The following is a 13,379-nucleotide window of genomic DNA, read 5'->3' on the forward strand; positions in this document are numbered from 1 at the left end:
TAGACACAGAGCGCACAAAAACGCAATTTCATTCCGGGCAAAACGCGTCACTTTCACCAAATGACATATGACCTCTTCCTCGCCCTCGCGCTTTTTGCCTTTGTTTCCTCAATCACACCTGGCCCCAACAATCTGATGTTGATGGCCTCGGGCGCCAATTTTGGTTTTCGCCGCACCATTCCGCATATGCTGGGGGTGGCGCTTGGCTTTGTCTTTATGGTGGTGCTGGTTGGCGCTGGCTTGGTGCAGGTCTTTGATGCCTTCCCGATCAGCTACACGGTGCTGAAAGTGGCCTCGGTGCTCTACCTGCTCTACCTCGCCTGGAAGATCGCCAATGCCGGCCCGGCAGAGGCCTCGGGGAGCGGTGGCACGCCGATGACATTCCTGCAGGCGGCGGCCTTTCAATGGGTCAACCCAAAGGCCTGGGCCATGGCCCTTACCGCGATCAGCGTCTACACCCCGGATCAAACGCTCTGGGCGATCTTTCTGGTCGGGGCGGTCTTTGGCGCCATCAACCTGCCCTCGGTTGGCTCCTGGACCATTCTGGGACAGCAAATGGCGCGTTTTCTCACCAATCCGCAGCGCCTGACCCAGTTCAACTGGCTGATGGCCGCGCTGTTGGTGGCCTCGCTCTATCCGGTGATCTGGCCGCAGTGACGGCGGCCAGACCCTGTCGCCCAAACAGGTAACGGATATTACTTCAAAGGCAGGCAGATTTCGGTCAACAACTCCTCCGGCGCCACCGCGCGGGGATTGTTAAGGTAAAGCTCATAGCAAGGCGCCTCTGCCGGCTCTTCGCCTGACCCAGGCAGCCAGTTGCCAAACAGACTGTGATAGGCCGCCGAAATACCGGCATAGGGGCCTTTATAGGTCAACACCGCCACCTTACCCCATGCCAGATGCCGCTCTTCCATACCCTCCGGGGTCTCGGCTCCAAAGAACTCGCTCCCCGCATAGCTGCGCAGATCTGCGGCGGGAACACTGTCTGGATCATCGTAATAAATTGCCGCCATGGCCCCCAGATGCGGCCAGAGATTACGGGTTTCACAAAGCGCGCCAAAAGCTTCGAACTTTTTGCCAATCAGGTGGTAGTCGCCGCTATGAGCCAGGCCGATCAGACGGCGGGCGGGTTCTTGGCGCAGGGTAACAGGATACATGGGATAGACTCCGGTTTTGAAATCAGGGCGCGAGGGCACATGGCACCCCGCTTTGCGAAAGGCCGCAGGGCTTGCGCCATAGGCCTCGGTGAACGCCCGATTGAAGGAGCCCTGATTGGCATAGCCAACTGAACGCGATATCCGCGCAACAGCATCTTCCGTCATCACCAATGCGCTGGCGGCACGATGTAGACGAATGCGACGCACCGCTTGGGCGCAGGTCTCGCCGGTCACCGCATGAAATACACGGTGCCAGTGAAAGCGCGACATCGCCGCGACATCCGCCAACTGATCCAGCGACAGGTCCCCGGCAGGGTTATCGTGAATGTAGTCGAGGACACGCAGGATGCGCTTTTCATAGGGGGCAGACATTGCTGTTGGGCTCCTTCTCTCTGGCCTGTTCAGATCTGCCACGAAGCGGATTCACAAATCTTGCTGATCAGTGCCACTGCCATTGCTGCTTTGATTTTCCACACCGGAAACCAGACTATTGGGAATTTGGTTGACCCGAGGCAAGCCACAGAGTTGCATCTGGGCGCACAGAAGGCCATATACGGCAAAACCGCGTGAGCGAGGCGATATGACTCAGTACCTGGAATTTGAAAAACCGCTGGCCGAAATCGAAGGCAAAGCAGAAGAACTCCGCGCCCTGGCACGGGCCAACGAAGAGATGGACATCGCCGACGAGGCCGCGGCGCTGGACGCCAAGGCCGATCAGCTGCTGAAAGATCTCTACAAGGAGCTCACCCCCTGGCGCAAATGTCAGGTGGCACGGCACCCGGAGCGGCCCCATTGCCGCGACTACATCGACGCGCTGTTCACCGAATACACCCCGCTGGCAGGGGATCGAAATTTTGCCGATGACCTCGCAGTGATGGGTGGGCTGGCACGGTTCAACGACCAGCCGGTGATGGTAATCGGCCATGAAAAGGGCTCCAACACCAAGGCCCGCATCCTGCATAACTTTGGCATGGCCCGCCCCGAAGGCTATCGCAAAGCCGTGCGCCTGATGGAAATGGCCGGGCGGTTTGGCCTGCCGGTGGTAACACTGGTCGACACCACGGGCGCCTATCCCGGCAAAGGTGCCGAGGAACGCGGCCAATCCGAAGCCATTGCCCGCTCTACCGAGATGAGCCTGAAGATCGGCGTGCCGGTCATTTCCGTCATCATCGGCGAAGGCGGTTCTGGTGGCGCGGTTGCCTTTGCCACCGCCAACCGCGTGGCGATGCTGGAACATGCGGTCTATTCGGTGATCTCCCCTGAAGGCTGTGCCTCGATCCTGTGGAAAGACGCCGAAAAAATGCGCGAGGCCGCCGAGGCCCTGCGTCTGACGGCGCAAAACCTGCGTGAGCTGGCGGTGATCGACCGGATTATCCCCGAACCGCTTGGCGGCGCCCATCGCGACGCCAAGGCGGCCATGGCATCCGTGGCCACCGCCATTCAGGACATGCTGGATGAGCTGAAAGACAAAGACGGCGCCGAGCTGATCAAGGACCGCCGCCAAAAATTCCTCGACATCGGCTCCAAGGGCCTCGCCGCCTAAACGGTTTCAAAGACCCCAGTGACAACAAACAAAACCCCGGCTGTTGCAGCTGGGGTTTTGCTTTTCAGGGAGATATTAAACCACCAGCAACCGCAAACCCTGTGTCACGTCAGACCGCACCGCCAGACGCAGGCCCGGTTCATCCCCCGCCTTGAGCGCCGCAATGATCAGGCGGTGGTTTTGCGGTGGATCGGTACGCCGTAGACGCCCATAAAGCGCCCGCATCGTCGGCCCCAGCTGCAGCCAGACGGTTTCTGCCATGGCCAGCATCGCCGGGGCCTGGGCCCGCAGATAGAGGGTGCGGTGAAATTCCAGGTTGCTGCGGATATAGCCAACCGCATCGCGCTTGGAGACCATCTCGGCGATGGTGACATTGATGCTGTGCAGCCGGTCAATCAGCGCCATATGCGCCCGTGGCAGGGCGCGGCTGGACAGCTCTACCTCCAACAACGCCCGCAGGGCGGCCAGTTCTTCGATCCGTTCGTTGCTCAGCTCGGGCGTTGTGACCCGCCCGGAAGAAGACAGCGACAAGGCGCCCTCGGCCACCAGGCGGCGCAGGGATTCGCGCGCAGGGGTCATCGACACGCCGTATTCGCGACCAATGCCGCGCAGGGTCAGGGCCTCGCCGGGGGCGATATCGCCATACATGATCCGCGCCCGCAACGCCCGGTAAACCCGGTCATGCGCCGAAGCCGTGGTATCTGACGTGGATGAAGCGGTGGGTTTGGCAGAAATGGACATGGCCTATGCTGTGATCACAAATCAGCCCCTGGTCAACCTCCGAATACGCCGTGCTATCGAAATTGGCGCCTCTGACGCTAGCCAAACCGATAGCGGTGCAATCCAGCCCCCTCGCTCCGCAGCCACTGGCGGGGCGCGGCGCTATCACCATAGAGCTGCGCCACCACAGCCCAGAAATCCGCAGAGTGGTTCATCTCGACCAGATGCGCCACCTCATGCGCCGCCACGTAGGACAACACCTCGGACGGGGCCAGGATCAGGCGCCAGGAATACATCAATGTCCCGGCAGAAGAGCAAGACCCCCAACGCGAACGGGTGTCCCGCAGGCTCAGCTTACCGTAGGACCGCCCCACCTGGGCGGCATAGTGGTCCGATGCCGCCGCCAACCGGTCCCGTGCCAGTTCCTTGAGGTAGCGTTCAATCGACCTGGCCGGGTTATCGCCGCCGACCACAACCGCCTCCGGCTCCAGCCGCACACCGCGTTTGCCACCGGCGACAACCTGCCGCTGCTGCCCCTCAACGGGAAGCAGGGTCCCAAAGCCCACCTCAACCACCTCTGGGTGGCGCGCCAGGTGGGCGCGGATCCAGTCTTCTTTTTCGGCGGCAAAGTCCAGAGCCTCGCGGGCTGGCACACGGCTGGGCAGTGTCAGGGTCACCCTGCTATCCAGGGCAGAAATCCGCAGACTGATGCGCTTGGCCCGCGCTGAGCGGCGCAGGACAAGAGGAACCGGCGGGTTTCCTGGCAGGTGATATGCGCTCATGGCGGCGCCCCTTCACGGCAAAGGCTTTGACAGTGCTCACCTCATATGGCAAGGCAACTGAATCGTCGATACGACTCACCAGTAAATCAAGGGGACCCACATGCCCAACGAAGAATGGGGCGTAAAGCGCGTCTGCCCAACCACCGGCAAACGGTTTTATGACCTGAATAAAAACCCGATCGTCAGCCCCTACACGGGCGAAGTTGTCGAGCTGAGCACTGGCAAAAGCCGGATGATCGAAGCTGACGCCGCAGATGCTGCCAGCGCCAAGGCAAAAGAAAACGACGCGGATGATACAGACGTTCTGGAAGATGACGAAGATGTCGATCTGGATCTGGGCGATGATGTTCTGGACGATGATGACGATGATTCCGATACCGTGCCTCTCGAAGAGATCGCGGACGTCGCCTCAGAAGACGACGATTCCTAAGATCACCTGATGTGATTTTGCTCTCCCAAGCAGCCAGTAGGCTGCCTGGGGATCCAAGTGAGCAAATGCAGGCAGCCTTGCAAAACACCTGCAGGGGCGCCCGGCAAAAAAACTCTCGACGATGGTGCATTTTCCACTTGCGGCCTGCTGCATCGTCCCTTAAATCACCCTCACACCGCAAGACGGAGCGGCCAAATGGCCAGGATGTTCTAACGGTGTGATTTGGGGCCTTAGCTCAGCTGGGAGAGCGCCTGCATGGCATGCAGGAGGTCAGGAGTTCGATCCTCCTAGGCTCCACCAAATCCCTCTTAATAGCATCAGACAAGTCTCGCCGCCGCTTCAGAGTATTTGTATCTGCCGTGCAGATGGGTGCTGTTTTCCTACAAAAATTCATGCTGCTTCGATCCGCGCCCTTCGACGTGTTGATCCCGTCGCAGCCTTTCCCCTGTCACACCCGAGGATAGCCCATGAGCGACCAGTTCTTTGTCGTGACGGGCGGGCCAGGTGCGGGCAAAACCAGCCTGATCACCGAACTCGCCCGCCGCGGCTTTCACACAGTTCCCGAATCCGGCCGCGCGATCATCCGCGATGAAGTCCAGAGCGGCGGAGATGCCCTTCCCTGGGCCGATCGCCCGGCCTTTGCCCAGAAGATGCTAGAGCGCGACCTGGATGCCTATTCCGCCGCACAGGCGCTCACAGGCCCGGTGATCTTTGACCGTGGCCTTCCCGACACCCTTGGCTACCTGACCCTCTGCGGCCTCACCGTGCCGCCTCACGTCGCCGCAACGGCCAAAGCAACCCGGTACAACCGTCGCGTCTTCCTGGCGCCGTTCTGGGATGCCATTTTCCAACAAGATGCCGAGCGCAAGCAGTCCCGCGCCGAAGCTGAAGCAACCTGCACAGTCATGTGAGAGACCTACACCGCGCTCGGATACAAAATCACGGAGCTGCCGCGTATCGCCATACAGCCGCGCGCTGACGTGCTAGCGAGACAAGTGGTCTGCTGACGGGCCACAAGCGCCACCGCAAAGCCCAAGCGCGCCGGAGAAAGTGGCCTGCCCTTTGGGAACGGCTCTTTACCAGTGCCCATCATTGTTTTGTAGCGCGGCACCCGTAAGCCTGAAACAGAAAAACCCCCGCCGATTTCTCGGCGGGGGTTTCTATTTTTTCCGATGACCGGGCTTACCAGTCTTCGCGAACCACGACGCGGGTTTTCACCGGAAGCTTCATCGCGGCCAGGCGCAGGGCCTCACGGGCGATGTCTTCGTTGACGCCGTCGATTTCGAACATCACACGGCCAGGTTTGACCTTGCATGCCCAATAATCCACGGAACCTTTACCCTTACCCATACGAACTTCGACGGGCTTGGAGGTCACTGGGGTATCTGGGAAGATACGGATCCAGACACGACCCTGACGTTTCATGTGACGGGTCATGGCACGACGGGCAGCTTCGATCTGACGCGCGGTGACGCGCTCAGGTGTGGTTGCCTTGAGGCCGAAAGTGCCAAAGTTCAGATCGGAGCCGCCTTTGGCGTCGCCTTTGATCCGGCCTTTGTGCATTTTACGGAATTTGGTACGCTTTGGTTGAAGCATCTATTCTCTCCTTAGCGACGACCGCCACCAGCACCACGAGGTGCAGGGCCGTCCTGGAGTTCCTGTGCTTTACGGTCACGTGCCTGAGGATCGTGTTCCATGATCTCGCCTTTGAAGATCCAGGTTTTGATCCCGATGATACCGTAAGGTGTCATGGCTTCGTTGTGAGCGTAATCGATGTCGGCGCGCAGAGTGTGCAGAGGCACACGACCTTCGCGGTACCATTCGGTACGGGCGATTTCAGCGCCACCCAGACGGCCAGCAACGTTCACCCGGATACCCAGGGCGCCCATGCGCATGGCAGACTGTACGGCACGCTTCATCGCGCGACGGAAGGATACACGACGTTCCAGCTGCTGAGCAATGGACTCACCAACCAGCTGCGCGTCCAGCTCGGGCTTGCGCACTTCAACGATGTTGAGGTGCAGTTCCGAGTCTGTCATCGAGGCCAGCTTCTTGCGAAGCACTTCGATGTCAGCGCCTTTTTTGCCGATGATCACGCCAGGACGTGCAGTGTGGATTGTCACACGGCATTTCTTGTGAGGGCGTTCAATGATCACGCGAGCGATGCCAGCCTGCTTGCACTCATCCTTGATGAAATCGCGCAGCTTGATGTCTTCCAGCAGCAGATCACCAAAATCTTTGGTGTCGGCGTACCAGCGGCTGTCCCAGGTGCGGTTAATCTGCAGGCGCATGCCAACCGGATTGACTTTATGTCCCATTAGGCTTGCTCCTCAACTTGACGCACCTTGATGGTGATCTCAGCGAACGGTTTCAAGATCTTGCCGAAACGACCACGCGCCCGTGGACGACCACGCTTGAGGGTCATGTTCTTACCAACCCAGGCCTCGGCAACGATCAGCTCGTCAACGTCCAGGTTGTGGTTGTTTTCAGCATTGGCAATCGCGGACTGAAGGCATTTCTTCACGTCCTGCGCCACGCGCTTGTTCGAGAAAGTCAGGTCGATCAGAGCCTTGTCGACTTTCTTGCCGCGGATCATTTGCGCAACCAAGTTCAGCTTTTGCGGGGAGGTACGCAGCATGCGAGTTTTCGCCATTGCTTCGTTGTCTGCCACGCGGCGGGGATTTTGTACCTTACCCATGACTTATTTCCGCTTCGCTTTTTTGTCAGCGGCGTGACCATAATAGGTGCGCGTTGGCGAATACTCACCAAACTTCTGACCAATCATGTCTTCCGAGACGTTTACGGGAATGTGCTTGTGGCCGTTGTAAACACCAAATGTCAGACCCACGAACTGGGGCAGAATGGTGGAACGACGAGACCAGATTTTGATGACATCATTACGGCCCGACTCGCGCGCAGCTTCGGCTTTTTTAAGCACGTAGCTGTCGACAAAAGGACCTTTCCATACAGAGCGAGACATAAATTAACGTCCCTTCTTCTTGGCGTGACGCGAGCGGATAATCAGCTTTTGCGACGCTTTGTTTTTGTTACGGGTGCGCTTACCTTTGGTCGGCTTACCCCATGGGGTTACCGGGTGACGACCACCAGAGGTACGACCTTCACCACCACCGTGTGGGTGATCGATCGGGTTCATGACAACACCACGTACCGAAGGGCGGATGCCCTTGTGACGCATGCGGCCCGCTTTACCAAAGTTCTGGTTGGAGTTGTCGGGGTTCGACACGGCACCAACTGTGGCCAGGCATTCCTGACGCACCAGACGCAGCTCGCCCGAGGACAGGCGGATCTGAGCGTAGCCACCGTCACGACCAACGAACTGAGCGTATGTACCGGCTGCACGGGCGATCTGGCCGCCTTTGCCGGGCTTCATTTCGATGTTGTGAATGATGGTACCAATCGGCATGCCAGAGAAAGGCATTGTGTTGCCGGGCTTGATGTCTGCCTTTGCCGAAGCAATGACCTTGTCACCAACGCCAAGACGCTGAGGCGCCAGGATATAGGCCTGCTCACCATCTTCGTATTTGATCAGAGCGATAAACGCGGTCCGGTTCGGGTCATACTCGATCCGTTCAACGGTTGCCGCAATATCGAATTTGTTACGTTTGAAATCGACGATACGATAGAGGCGTTTTGCCCCGCCACCTTTGCGGCGCATCGTAATCCGTCCGGTGTTGTTCCGGCCGCCCTTTTTGGTCAAACCCTCAGTGAGAGATTTAACCGGACGCCCTTTCCAAAGCTCCGAACGGTCGATCAGAACCAGCCCACGCTGGCCCGGCGTCGTCGGCTTATACGACTTAAGTGCCATGCTTTCTGTCTTCCGTTTAGCTACGATGGGTTTCCCCATCGCTGCGGATCCTTAGGTTTTTGTCTTTGGACCCGCTATGTGTAAGCCCCCCGTCCGCCTGTCCCTATTGGACAATGACTACTAAGGTGGCCAGTCTTTAGGGCCCCGAAGGTCCCCAGCTCAAAGTATCCCACAAAGAATACGGCCCCAGAACGAATCTGAGGCCAGTAGGATTGGGCGGATGTAGCAGGGTTGGGGGTGGGTGGCAATGGGTAAGGCAAGAAACCTCATAAAGCCACTGTCAACGAAAGCCGTTACATGCAGTGTTAGCTGCAGTCCATTCTATCTCTCTATCTTAGCGCATAGGCCAATTATGAAAAAAGTCCAATGTACTCTCCCGCTGTGAGCTTTTTGGCTTCACAGAAGCACCATCGTAATAAGGTTCGGGAGCAATTCAAAAGCGCAGCCGACGAGTTCCTAATCGCCCATGAAATGTCGGTGAGCGCGAAAACTTCTTGCCTAGGTCGCTTCCAAGGAAAAAATGGCCTGACAACCTCGACCAAGAAACAAGAGTAAAAGCTGCGCAAAGCGCGCAGCTATCGGTCTTCTTTGTCCAAGGTATCGACCCCTGCGAGGTGCTTGTTGCCGAAGGATTGTACGGTCAAGCCGCGTCCTTAATTCGTCAGCATATGGAAATCATAGGAGCGATAGATGAGATTTGGGCAGGAAAACGTAGATCTAATCAGACCCCCAAAATTTCAAGCCTCCCTCATCGCCTTCGGCAGCACCACGGGGGCCTATCAGAACTCTCTCAAGCAGCCGTCCCCAAATATCTTGAAAATATTCATACCAGTAAGAGCGGCGAACTTGTTGGCGCATCGACAGAGCCGGGCTTCAAAACAGAAATAGCGCTTTTTCTATATAGGCTCGAACTTGGTCTCATTTTGCTCTTCGCCACCAAACAAGACGAAATTCTTCAAAGGATTTACGGAAAAGGTCTCGACGCTGATGAGGTTCGCTTTCTAGCAACGGCCGTAAATGTCGCCGACAAAATGGCCAAAACTGTTGACGAACAAACAAAAGGCTAACCAAGACCAGCTCGGCCGAAGGCCGGGCAGCGCCTGACCCTCCCCACGGGAGGGCGCTTTCGCACCCACCCAGGGTCAGGCGCCGCCCTCCCGATAGCACGCCCTCAACAAAAAAGGCCCCCGCTTCGCAGCGAGGGCCTCTCTATTAGTTCAAAAGAACCTGATCTCAGAGTCCGGTGGACACGTCGATTGTGTTGCCCTCTTCGAGCGTCACATAGGCCTTTTTCACGTCTTTGCGACGGCCAATCTGGCCGCGGAACCGCTTTTGCTTACCCTTGGTGATGGTGGTGTTGACCGCCTTCACTTTCACACCAAAGAGGGTCTCAACCGCTTCTTTGATCTGGGGTTTGTTGCTGTCGATCGCAACTTCAAAAACAACCGCACCGTTTTCGGATGCCATGGTGGTTTTCTCGGTGATGATCGGCTTGCGGATCACGTCGTAGTGTTCTGCTTTAGCGTTCATTTCAAACGAGCCTCCAGTGCTTCGAGACCAGCCTTGGTGATAACCAGGGTGTCACGCTTCAGGATGTCGTAAACGTTTGCACCCATTGTTGGCAGGATATCCAGACCTTCAATGTTGCGCGAGGCTTTCAGAAAGCCTGCGTTTACTTCGGCACCGTCGATGACCAGCGCGCGCTTCCAGCCCAGGTTTGCAACCTGTTTGGCCAGAGCACCGGTTTTGCCTTCGGCAGCAGCGTCAGAGATCACCACCAGTTCACCGGCTTTCGCCTTGGCGGAGAGTGCGTGACGCAGACCCAGCTTACGGAACTTTTTGGTCAGCTCGTGGCCGTGCGAACGCACAACGGGGCCTTTGTAGATACCACCACCGCGGAAGATCGGAGCAGAACGTGCGCCGTGACGTGCGCCGCCGGTGCCTTTCTGACGATAGATCTTCTTGGTCGAGTATTTGACTTCCGAACGGGTCTTTACCTTGTGGGTACCGGCCTGTGCGTTGTTACGCTGCCAGCGGACCACACGGTGCAGAATGTCCGCACGTGGCTCCAGACCAAAGAGGTCAGCGTTCAGCTCGATGTCGCCAGCTTTGCTGCCGTCGAGATTCATCACATCAAGTTTCATGCTTCACCACCTTCCGCAGGGGCTTCGCTCGCAGCGGCTTTGATACCAGCTGGGAAGGGAAGACCTTCAGGAGCTTTCTTCTTCACGGCATCCTTGACGGTGACCCAGCCAGACTTTGGACCAGGTACGGCGCCTTTGATGAAGACCAGACCACGGTCGGCGTCAGTTTTGACGACTTCCAGGTTCTGTGTGGTTACGCGGGCGGCGCCCATGTGACCAGCCATCTTCTTGCCTTTGAAAACCTTACCGGGATCCTGACACTGGCCGGTGGAACCGTGCGAACGGTGCGAAATCGAAACACCGTGTGTCGCGCGCAGACCACCAAAGTTCCAGCGCTTCATCGCACCGGCAAAACCTTTACCGATGGATGTACCGGTCACGTCAACTTTTTGACCTGCCAGGAAGTGCTCGGCCGAGATTTCGGCGCCGACTTCGATGAGAGCATCAGCAGGCACGCGGAATTCCACGAGCTTACGCTTGGGCTCTACCTTGGAGGCCGCAAAGTGACCGCGCATTGCCTTGGAGACACGCTTGACCTTAGCGGAACCCGCACCGAGCTGAACAGCTGTGTAGCCGTCTTTGTCATCGGTACGCTGAGACACAACCTGCAGCCCGTCCAGGTGAAGAACGGTCACAGGGATCTGCTGACCATCTTCCATGAACAAACGAGTCATGCCGACTTTTTTTGCAATAATACCAGAGCGCATTATTTATACCCTCCGTTCTTAAGATTGCAGTTTGATCTCGACGTCCACACCAGCGGCCAGGTCGAGCTTCATCAGCGCGTCCACGGTCTGGGGGGTCGGATCAACGATGTCGAGCATACGCTTGTGCGTACGGATCTCGAACTGGTCACGAGATTTCTTGTCAACGTGGGGACCACGCAGAACGGTGAATTTCTCGATCTTGTTTGGCAGTGGGATCGGGCCGCGAACAGTCGCGCCGGTCCGCTTGGCAGTGTTGACGATCTCTTGTGTGCTGGCGTCCAGTACACGATAGTCAAATGCCTTGAGCCGAATACGGATATTTTGGCTTTGCATTAGTCAGCCTTTATCTAGGCGTGGGGGTTGAGAGGAGGGGCAGCGACCACCGCTTACCCTCATCGAACCCAAAAGGCGGGAATCACCCCGCCTTGTTGTTCCACCAGGGAACTAGCGCCCTATACGCCTGAATGGCCCATGGGGCAAGACGTTTCGCGCGCGAAACAGTTGCATGAGGGGCGGACGGTGGGTTTGGGGTTTGTTACGGTCGACCAATGCAAACAAATACACGCCTCATACAAGTTTGGCACAAGTCTCAATTGAACGGCACGCCAACTCCAAAGCCAGCTTGGTTTTGTCTGAGATCGTCTTGTCTGAGTACCTTTTAGGCTTCACAAGATCCATGATGCAGAACCTAGAATTCCCCAATGCTGTTCCCTTGAAGGAATCAAGCAAGATTAGAGAGCCTATGTTTGCAATTCTTTGAGCGAGTTCCGGTTTTTGTGTCGCCCAAACTAGGTGCAGGTGACTCTGCCCCTTTTCGAAGGTACGAAACCAAGGGTCAACTTTTAACTCGATGTCAAAGTTAGGTACAGAGTAGACCCGCTCTTGATCAACTACTTCTATATGTTTGGCCTTCCCAAACTTTGCTATGAAGTGCTCAAAAGCAGCTTTGTTGTACTTACGTTCTGCTTCTTTAGTCGGTGTCTCCAAGATCCCTTCGATTTCTTTAGGGGAAGCACCTTCAATATGTTGATGAATGGCTTTTTTCAAAGACCAATGAAAGTTGTGACCAACACCTGGACTATTCAGCATGGTGTCAAGTGCACCTGCCAACTCGACTTGATCGAAATGGCAAAGCTTGATGAAAGTTTGCAGGCGCATTTTGAGCATTTGGCTCTCCTAATAGGTGCAACTACACAAAATCCCAAACAACGCGACAAGTAAAGGAAACTCAGTTTCTCTCCCACAAAGGCCAAAGTGGAACCTGCTGTTTTGCTTCATATGGACGTCTGGCCTCCCTCCTTCCTCACCCCAGCATTAAACTCCCCTAAACCCTGTATTATGCGCTACCATTCAACCCTAATGAGTCTCCAGCCATGACTCATCGTAAATTTTTGGAGAATTACATATGAGCAAAACACTTAAACCGGGACAAAAAGCTCCTGGCTCAGGCCAAGTTGAAATCGTTGGCCCTCGCGGAGGGAAGACAGGCCAAGAGCGCACTACGACAAAAGGCAACCCTCTGCCGCCCACGCCCAAACCCGGGCAGCGGTACGTACCTGTGGATGGCACAAAAAATAAAAGCGGCTTTAAAAAATAGCATTCGTCAGCAGTTCTACTTGACGCCTTTCCGGCTTGGAAAGGTGCCCGTGTAGGATTGAAAACTTGGGCTTTCTCGCAAGAAAAAGGGCGCCCCTTGGGGCGCCCTTTTGTAGAATTCACCTGTGTGGTTTTCGGGACATTCGCGCCTTGGCGCGAATACCCTGTCACCACCGGCCAGAACCCCAGCAAGCTGGGCTTCGACCTTACTCAGTGATTTTGGAAACGACGCCAGCGCCAACGGTGCGGCCGCCTTCGCGGATGGCGAAGCGCAGACCGGCTTCCATCGCGATGGGGGCGATCAGTTCAACGTCGAACTTCAGGTTGTCGCCTGGCATAACCATTTCGGTGCCTTCGGGCAGGGTCACGGTGCCGGTGACGTCAGTAGTCCGGAAGTAGAACTGAGGACGGTAGTTGGCGAAGAACGGCGTGTGACGACCACCTTCATCCTTGGTCAGGATATAGGCTTCGGCT

At 56.8% G+C, this 13,379-nt stretch carries 18 protein-coding genes, 1 tRNA gene and 1 pseudogene; 6 read left to right on the forward strand and 14 right to left on the reverse strand.

What is annotated here, in order from left to right:
- Window positions 1-60: 60 nt before the first annotated feature.
- On the forward strand, window positions 61-657 hold the full coding sequence (locus tag QZ268_RS10975) for a LysE family translocator (RefSeq protein WP_295452267.1): 597 nt from the start codon (window positions 61-63) through the stop codon (window positions 655-657).
- Window positions 658-695: 38 nt separating this feature from the next.
- Here QZ268_RS10975 and QZ268_RS10980 read toward each other — a convergent pair whose 3' ends face one another.
- Window positions 696-1,529, reverse strand: coding sequence for an AraC family transcriptional regulator (locus QZ268_RS10980; protein WP_295452270.1), 834 nt, complete (start codon window positions 1,527-1,529; stop codon window positions 696-698).
- Between the two features lie 208 nt (window positions 1,530-1,737).
- Between QZ268_RS10980 and QZ268_RS10985 the strand changes: the two genes are divergently transcribed.
- Complete coding sequence (locus tag QZ268_RS10985) at window positions 1,738-2,700, forward strand: acetyl-CoA carboxylase carboxyltransferase subunit alpha (RefSeq protein ID WP_295452272.1); 963 nt, start codon at window positions 1,738-1,740, stop codon at window positions 2,698-2,700.
- Between the two features lie 75 nt (window positions 2,701-2,775).
- Here QZ268_RS10985 and QZ268_RS10990 read toward each other — a convergent pair whose 3' ends face one another.
- Window positions 2,776-3,441: a GntR family transcriptional regulator gene (locus QZ268_RS10990; RefSeq protein ID WP_295452276.1), complete on the reverse strand. Its 666-nt coding sequence runs from the start codon at window positions 3,439-3,441 to the stop codon at window positions 2,776-2,778.
- Between the two features lie 77 nt (window positions 3,442-3,518).
- Window positions 3,519-4,202, reverse strand: coding sequence for a SprT family zinc-dependent metalloprotease (locus tag QZ268_RS10995; protein ID WP_295452278.1), 684 nt, complete (start codon window positions 4,200-4,202; stop codon window positions 3,519-3,521).
- Window positions 4,203-4,302: 100 nt separating this feature from the next.
- Here QZ268_RS10995 and QZ268_RS11000 point away from each other — a divergent pair, with 100 nt between their 5' ends.
- From QZ268_RS11000 to QZ268_RS11010, 3 genes are all read left to right on the forward strand, one after another.
- On the forward strand, window positions 4,303-4,632 hold the full coding sequence (locus QZ268_RS11000; protein WP_295452281.1) for a TIGR02300 family protein: 330 nt from the start codon (window positions 4,303-4,305) through the stop codon (window positions 4,630-4,632).
- 224 nt (window positions 4,633-4,856) lie between these two features.
- A tRNA-Ala gene (locus QZ268_RS11005) sits at window positions 4,857-4,932 on the forward strand.
- A gap of 167 nt (window positions 4,933-5,099) precedes the next feature.
- Complete coding sequence (locus QZ268_RS11010) at window positions 5,100-5,543, forward strand: AAA family ATPase (protein ID WP_295452283.1); 444 nt, start codon at window positions 5,100-5,102, stop codon at window positions 5,541-5,543.
- Window positions 5,544-5,814: 271 nt separating this feature from the next.
- On the opposite strand, the gene rplP is transcribed toward QZ268_RS11010, so the two are convergent.
- Genes rplP through rplB form a run of 5 tightly spaced genes read right to left on the reverse strand, consistent with a single transcriptional unit; the run spans window position 5,815 to window position 8,458 of the window.
- Window positions 5,815-6,228 carry a 50S ribosomal protein L16 gene (gene rplP / locus QZ268_RS11015; protein WP_295452286.1) on the reverse strand — a complete coding sequence of 138 codons (414 nt, stop codon included), beginning with the start codon at window positions 6,226-6,228 and terminating at the stop codon, window positions 5,815-5,817.
- 11 nt (window positions 6,229-6,239) lie between these two features.
- Window positions 6,240-6,950, reverse strand: coding sequence for a 30S ribosomal protein S3 (gene rpsC / locus QZ268_RS11020; RefSeq protein WP_009810821.1), 711 nt, complete (start codon window positions 6,948-6,950; stop codon window positions 6,240-6,242).
- On the reverse strand, window positions 6,950-7,330 hold the full coding sequence (gene rplV, locus QZ268_RS11025) for a 50S ribosomal protein L22 (RefSeq protein ID WP_295452290.1): 381 nt from the start codon (window positions 7,328-7,330) through the stop codon (window positions 6,950-6,952). Before rplV ends, rpsC begins: the two co-directional genes overlap by 1 nt.
- Window positions 7,331-7,333: 3 nt before the next feature.
- Complete coding sequence (gene rpsS / locus QZ268_RS11030) at window positions 7,334-7,612, reverse strand: 30S ribosomal protein S19 (RefSeq protein WP_122071995.1); 279 nt, start codon at window positions 7,610-7,612, stop codon at window positions 7,334-7,336.
- A 3-nt stretch (window positions 7,613-7,615) separates the two neighbouring features.
- On the reverse strand, window positions 7,616-8,458 hold the full coding sequence (rplB, locus tag QZ268_RS11035; protein WP_295452295.1) for a 50S ribosomal protein L2: 843 nt from the start codon (window positions 8,456-8,458) through the stop codon (window positions 7,616-7,618).
- A gap of 494 nt (window positions 8,459-8,952) precedes the next feature.
- On the opposite strand from rplB, the gene QZ268_RS11040 reads away from it, so the two are divergent.
- Window positions 8,953-9,525, forward strand: a complete 573-nt coding sequence (locus tag QZ268_RS11040; protein ID WP_295452298.1) for a hypothetical protein — start codon at window positions 8,953-8,955, stop codon at window positions 9,523-9,525.
- A 166-nt stretch (window positions 9,526-9,691) separates the two neighbouring features.
- On the opposite strand, the gene QZ268_RS11045 is transcribed toward QZ268_RS11040, so the two are convergent.
- The 6 genes and pseudogenes from QZ268_RS11045 to tuf all read right to left on the reverse strand — a co-directional run.
- Window positions 9,692-9,988, reverse strand: coding sequence for a 50S ribosomal protein L23 (locus tag QZ268_RS11045; protein WP_295452300.1), 297 nt, complete (start codon window positions 9,986-9,988; stop codon window positions 9,692-9,694).
- On the reverse strand, window positions 9,985-10,602 hold the full coding sequence (gene rplD, locus QZ268_RS11050) for a 50S ribosomal protein L4 (protein ID WP_027238994.1): 618 nt from the start codon (window positions 10,600-10,602) through the stop codon (window positions 9,985-9,987). The genes QZ268_RS11045 and rplD overlap by 4 nt, the downstream gene beginning before the upstream one ends.
- Entirely contained in the window at window positions 10,599-11,309 is a 711-nt protein-coding gene (rplC, locus tag QZ268_RS11055) for a 50S ribosomal protein L3 (RefSeq protein WP_295452305.1), read from the reverse strand. Before rplC ends, rplD begins: the two co-directional genes overlap by 4 nt.
- An 18-nt stretch (window positions 11,310-11,327) precedes the next feature.
- Window positions 11,328-11,642: a 30S ribosomal protein S10 gene (gene rpsJ, locus QZ268_RS11060; protein WP_008207555.1), complete on the reverse strand. Its 315-nt coding sequence runs from the start codon at window positions 11,640-11,642 to the stop codon at window positions 11,328-11,330.
- A gap of 234 nt (window positions 11,643-11,876) precedes the next feature.
- Window positions 11,877-12,476 (reverse strand): hypothetical protein, encoded by a 600-nt coding sequence (locus QZ268_RS11065; RefSeq protein ID WP_295452309.1) that lies wholly within the window; start codon window positions 12,474-12,476, stop codon window positions 11,877-11,879.
- Window positions 12,477-13,111: 635 nt separating this feature from the next.
- Window positions 13,112-13,379, reverse strand: a pseudogene (gene tuf / locus QZ268_RS11070) (elongation factor Tu); the annotation flags it as partial.

The sequence above is a fragment of the uncultured Pseudophaeobacter sp. genome (assembly GCA_905479575.1).
In the GTDB taxonomy this organism is placed as follows: domain Bacteria; phylum Pseudomonadota; class Alphaproteobacteria; order Rhodobacterales; family Rhodobacteraceae; genus Pseudophaeobacter.

Bases quoted from the DNA above. Each gene is read 5' to 3' on its own strand.
- rplC (WP_295452305.1), bottom strand. From the start codon at position 11,309: ATGCGCTCTGGTATTATTGCAAAAAAAGTCGGCATGACTCGTTTGTTC.
- rplD (WP_027238994.1), bottom strand. From the start codon at position 10,602: ATGAAACTTGATGTGATGAATCTCGACGGCAGCAAAGCTGGCGACATC.
- rplB (WP_295452295.1), bottom strand. From the start codon at position 8,458: ATGGCACTTAAGTCGTATAAGCCGACGACGCCGGGCCAGCGTGGGCTG.
- rpsC (WP_009810821.1), bottom strand. From the start codon at position 6,950: ATGGGACATAAAGTCAATCCGGTTGGCATGCGCCTGCAGATTAACCGC.
- rpsJ (WP_008207555.1), bottom strand. From the start codon at position 11,642: ATGCAAAGCCAAAATATCCGTATTCGGCTCAAGGCATTTGACTATCGT.
- QZ268_RS10985 (WP_295452272.1), top strand. From the start codon at position 1,738: ATGACTCAGTACCTGGAATTTGAAAAACCGCTGGCCGAAATCGAAGGC.
- QZ268_RS10980 (WP_295452270.1), bottom strand. From the start codon at position 1,529: ATGTCTGCCCCCTATGAAAAGCGCATCCTGCGTGTCCTCGACTACATT.
- rplP (WP_295452286.1), bottom strand. From the start codon at position 6,228: ATGCTTCAACCAAAGCGTACCAAATTCCGTAAAATGCACAAAGGCCGG.
- QZ268_RS11045 (WP_295452300.1), bottom strand. From the start codon at position 9,988: ATGAACGCTAAAGCAGAACACTACGACGTGATCCGCAAGCCGATCATC.
- QZ268_RS11000 (WP_295452281.1), top strand. From the start codon at position 4,303: ATGCCCAACGAAGAATGGGGCGTAAAGCGCGTCTGCCCAACCACCGGC.
- rpsS (WP_122071995.1), bottom strand. From the start codon at position 7,612: ATGTCTCGCTCTGTATGGAAAGGTCCTTTTGTCGACAGCTACGTGCTT.
- rplV (WP_295452290.1), bottom strand. From the start codon at position 7,330: ATGGGTAAGGTACAAAATCCCCGCCGCGTGGCAGACAACGAAGCAATG.
- QZ268_RS10975 (WP_295452267.1), top strand. From the start codon at position 61: ATGACATATGACCTCTTCCTCGCCCTCGCGCTTTTTGCCTTTGTTTCC.
- QZ268_RS10995 (WP_295452278.1), bottom strand. From the start codon at position 4,202: ATGAGCGCATATCACCTGCCAGGAAACCCGCCGGTTCCTCTTGTCCTG.
- QZ268_RS11065 (WP_295452309.1), bottom strand. From the start codon at position 12,476: ATGCTCAAAATGCGCCTGCAAACTTTCATCAAGCTTTGCCATTTCGAT.
- QZ268_RS10990 (WP_295452276.1), bottom strand. From the start codon at position 3,441: ATGTCCATTTCTGCCAAACCCACCGCTTCATCCACGTCAGATACCACG.
- QZ268_RS11010 (WP_295452283.1), top strand. From the start codon at position 5,100: ATGAGCGACCAGTTCTTTGTCGTGACGGGCGGGCCAGGTGCGGGCAAA.